The following is a 1,469-nucleotide window of genomic DNA, read 5'->3' as shown; positions in this document are numbered from 1 at the left end:
TTGTCAGTTTTGTCAGTTCCTTTTAGACCCTCTATTATTTTGTTTAATGAGAAAAATAAAAATCATTATATTTCAATGCGTTAATGTTTTAAAGAAACAACTTATATTAAATACAATCAGTAAATACAATCTATAATATATATAAAAAGGGGTTTTGTAGGGGTTTTGGGGGTTTTAAGAACCTACAAAACCTATAAGTAAAATGAATATACATAACTCTCTTTAAACAAAGCTTTTGAAAACAATAAAGCACTCATTTTAGATTACGGTATAACCTCTTAAAGGCAATGTAAAAAAATCTAACTCTATTTAAGATGGGGTTTCTTATAAATCTTAAAGCAATCCAAAGTAGAGTATCTAAAAGTGCAAGTTTTTTCTTTTTAGAATAACGCATGATAAATTATCCTTTTAAAGATTGTATGTAAGCAATGTATAAAGGGGTATAGAACCTATAGGTATAAGACCTTTTACCCCTTGTGAGTTTATCATACCCATTATGTGAGCATGCTTTATAAGTTATTCAGCTTCTCTTAATACCAAATTTGGTAGTTTTTTTACGATTTTCATTGTTTCTAAACTTACGGTAATAACCCTTTGAAACAACTCTAGAGGGTAGGCAGGGTTGCCAACGGTTTCAACAGCATAACGATTAGCATCATTGACAATACCACTCTTTTTATCAGTCTTAACACATTGACGCCCCATAACCCATTCAAGAGCAGGTTTGCCGTTAACGATATACTCATAAGCTTCAAGAGGGATATCTGTTATTGTGATATTGCTGTTATAAAAAACAGTTGATTTATCCTTTTCCTTACTATTCCCAGAAAATTTCATTTCTGTAACGTAGTAAAATTCTTCGGGATTAGAGATCTCTGTAACTTTTGGATTACCCTTTTTAAAAGTTACTGGATACGGCTCTACATCTTCATAATTCACGTGCAAATGACCCAGTTCACGCCCTGCTGTTACAAATTTCCAAAAATCATCAGCACTCTTTACACAAGGGATACGAGGCAATTCTTTAGAAAGGTTATCAGCATAACGGGCACGATAATCTTCCGAATGCAAAATTCCGTAAACATAATAGAATAGATCATCTTTTGTTATGGTTTCATTAGGATAAGCCGCTTTAAAATGTGCTAATCCTTCATCAGTAATGGCATCACGCCTCTGTAAATTAGCTGTTGCGTTTGCTTCTGTAGAGTTTGTAAATAAATGGGATTGGTTATTATCTTTATCCTCTAAAGATTCAATATCCTCATAAAGATACCTTGGAAAGCATTGGCTACCACCATCTATCATATTAAGATCAGGTATATTATTAGTCATAAGTACAGAAAAATCACTTCGTGAACCTGTACCAGTAACTTGTATTATTCTATTTTCAATCGCTCGTCCTATCGGAAATATATGCGGCATTTTATAAACCATTTCATTAAAGGCGCGATTATAATAGAGCCATTGTT

General features: G+C 32.6%; 1 protein-coding gene. It reads right to left on the bottom strand.

Annotated features, from left to right (window positions below):
• Positions 1–516 precede the first annotated feature (516 nt).
• On the bottom strand, positions 517–1,469 hold a 953-nt coding region (locus tag ACFINU_RS09810; protein ID WP_375667662.1), incomplete at its 5' end, for a type ISP restriction/modification enzyme.

The sequence above is a fragment of the Bartonella sp. AC130YNZD genome (genome assembly GCF_042196865.1).
GTDB lineage: Bacteria > Pseudomonadota > Alphaproteobacteria > Rhizobiales > Rhizobiaceae > Bartonella.
The sequence above is the reverse complement of the archived record's forward strand: the minus strand, read 5'-3'. Positions and strand labels throughout refer to the sequence as shown.